Below are 3,041 nucleotides of genomic sequence, written 5' to 3' on the forward strand. Positions count from 1 at the left end.
GCCGGCGTCCCGCTCGACTGGGCGGCACTGCTGCCCGGAGCCCGCCACACCGACCTGCCCACCTACGCCTTCCAACACGAACGCTACTGGCTGGAAGCTCCGGTAGGAACCGGTGACGCGACGGCCATAGGCCTCAGCGCGGCGCAGCATCCGTTGCTGGGTGGGTCCATCACTTTGGCGGACAGGACCGGCGTACTGCTTACCGGTCGGCTTTCGCTCTCGACACATCCGTGGCTGGCCGACCATCAGGTCCACGGCCTGGTTCTTGTGCCCGGAACAGCGCTGGTGGAGTTGGCACTCCGTGCGGTGGACGAGGTCGGCTGCGATCGTCTTGAGGAACTGACCCTGCAGGCTCCGATGGTTCTGTCGCCCACGGGGGCCGTCCACGTACAGGTAGTCGTCGGTGGACCGGACGCACGGGGTGTACGGGCTGTCGAGATCCACGCCCGCGCGGAGGAGGAAGTGGGCGATGCGCCGTGGACCTGCCATGCGACGGGTCTCGTCGTTTCAGGTGCGGTGCGAGCGAACGCAGCAGATCTGGTGGTGTGGCCGCCGCGGGGTGCGGAGTCGGTGGATGTGGGCGGCTTCTATGACGTGATGGCTGGGCGTGGGTATGGGTATGGCCCTGCGTTCCAGGGGCTGCGGGCGGTGTGGCGGCGCGGTGACGAGGTGTTCGCCGAGGTGGCGCTGCCGGAGGGTCTCGTCGATTCGGCGGGGGAGTTCGGCCTGCATCCCGCGCTTTTGGATGCTGCTCTGCATGGGGTGGTTGCGGTTGCGGGTGGGGTGGGTTCCGAGGGTGTGGTGCGGGTTCCGTTCTCGTGGCGTGGTGTGTCGTTGTATGCGGGTGGTGCGGCGAGTCTTCGGGTGCGTCTGAGTGTGGGTGAGGACGGGGTGCTGTCGCTGGTGGCAGCGGATGCTGCCGGCGAGTTGGTGGTCGGTGTCGAGGAGCTGGCGACGCGGGAGGTGTCGCAGGAGCAGCTGGCTGGTTCTGGGCAGCGGGACTCGTTGTTCCGGGTGGAGTGGGTGCCTGGTGGGGATGGTGGTTCCGCGGTTGGTGGCGGGTCTTGGGGGGTGCTGGGTTGTGGGGGGCTGCTGGTCCCTTCGGAGGGTGAGGTGTTTGCTGATGTGAGTGCGGTGGCGTTGGCGGATGTGGTGCCTGGGGTGGTGGTGTGGGAGTGCCCGGTGCCGGTGGGTGGTGAGGTTCCGGGTGTGGTGCATGAGGGGCTGGCTGCGGTTCTGGGTGTGGTTCAGGAGTGGTTGGCGGATGAGCGTCTGGCCGGTAGTCGTTTGGTGGTGGTGACGCGGGGCGCGGTCGCCGCGGGTGCGGCCGCTTGTGTTGGGTCGGTTGTTGATGTGCGGTCGGCTGGTGTGTGGGGGTTGGTGCGTTCGGCGCAGGCTGAGCATCCTGGGCGGTTGGTGCTGGCTGATGTGCCGGTGGGTGCGGATGCTGGTGCGGTGGTTGACGCGGTTGCGTTGGGGCTGGGCTCGGGTGAGTCGCAGTGGGCTGTGCGTGAGGGTGCGCTTCTCGTACCGCGTCTGGTCCGTGCGGAGGTGGCTGCCTTCGACACTGTGGGCGATGGTGGGTTTGGTTCGGGTGCGGTGTTGGTGACGGGTGCGTCGGGTGTGTTGGGTGGTGTGGTGGCCCGGCATTTGGTGTCGGTTCACGGGGTGCGTGAGTTGGTGTTGTTGAGTCGGCGGGGTTCGGCTGCGGAGGGTATGGCTGAGCTTGAGCTGGAGTTGTCGGGGCTTGGTGTGGCGGTTGAGGTGGTGGCGTGTGATGCCGCTGACCGTGGGGCGTTGGCGGGTGTTCTGTCGGGGCGTTCGTTGTCGGGTGTGGTGCATGCTGCTGGTGTTCTGGACGATGGTGTTGTCACGTCGTTGGATGCGGGGCGTCTTGGTGGTGTGTTGCGGCCGAAGGTGGATGCGGCGTGGCATTTGCACGAGCTGACCCGGGACATGGACTTGTCGGCGTTTGTTCTGTTTTCTTCGGCGGCTGGGGTGTTCGGTACTCCGGGGCAGGCCGGGTATGCGGCGGCGAACGTGTTCCTCGATGCGTTGGCGCAGTTCCGTCGGTCGCAGGGTCTGGTGGGGGTGTCGTTGGCTTGGGGTCTGTGGGCGGATACCAGTGCGATGACGGAGACGCTCGGCGAAGCCGATGTGCAGCGTATGACGCGTTCGGGTGCGTTGGCGTTGGGTTCGGATGAGGGGCTGGGTCTGCTGGATCGTGCGGTGGCCGGGGGTGAGGGGGATGGGTTGTTGGTCCCGATCCGGCTGGACCTGGCTGCCCTGCGCCGGCACCCGGAGTCGGTGCCCGGTGTGTTGCGGGGCCTTGTCCCGGTGCGGGTGCGGCGTCAGGCGGCTGTGGGCCAGGTTGCGGATGACGGCCTGGCGGGACGGCTGGCGGGAATGGACGTCGAGCAGCGCGCCGCACATGTGCTCGACCTCGTACGTACGGCGGTGGCCACGGTCCTCGGGCATGCCTCTGCCGAGTCCGTGGAGCCGGACAAGTCGTTCCGGGACCTGGGCTTCGACTCGCTGACTGCGGTGGAACTGCGCAACAGGCTGGGCACGGCGACCGGCTTGCGTCTGCCGGCCACGCTCATCTTCGACTACCCGACCGCCGGAGACCTCGCGGCTTACGTACTGGGTCAGGTTGTGGGTGTGTCGGCTTCGGTGCCGGTCGCGACCGTGAGACCTGGTGGATTTGTTGATGAGCCGATAGCGATCGTCGGGATGGGGTGCCGGTTCCCCGGCGGCGTGGAGTCGCCGGAGGACCTTTGGGAGTTGGTGGCCGCGGGGGCTGATGCCGTATCCGAGTTCCCCACCGACCGGGGTTGGGATGTGGAGCGGGTGTATCACCCCGATCCGGATCATGCGGGTACGACGTATTCGCGTGAGGGTGGGTTTTTGCATCGGGCTGCTGAGTTCGATGCGGGGTTCTTCGGTGTGTCGCCGCGTGAGGCGGTGGCGATGGATCCGCAGCAGCGGTTGTTGCTGGAGGTGTCGTGGGAGGCGTTCGAGCGGGCGGGTGTTGATCCTTC

General features: G+C 67.2%; 1 protein-coding gene. It reads left to right on the forward strand.

All coding sequences use genetic code 11. The features are described from left to right. Window positions 1-3,041 (forward strand): KR domain-containing protein (locus ACGFZA_RS42450; protein ID WP_393686471.1); only part of this gene is annotated, 3,041 nt, incomplete at both ends.

It is taken from the genome of Streptomyces sp. NPDC048211, from assembly GCF_043202315.1.
Taxonomy (GTDB): Bacteria; Actinomycetota; Actinomycetes; order Streptomycetales; family Streptomycetaceae; genus Streptomyces.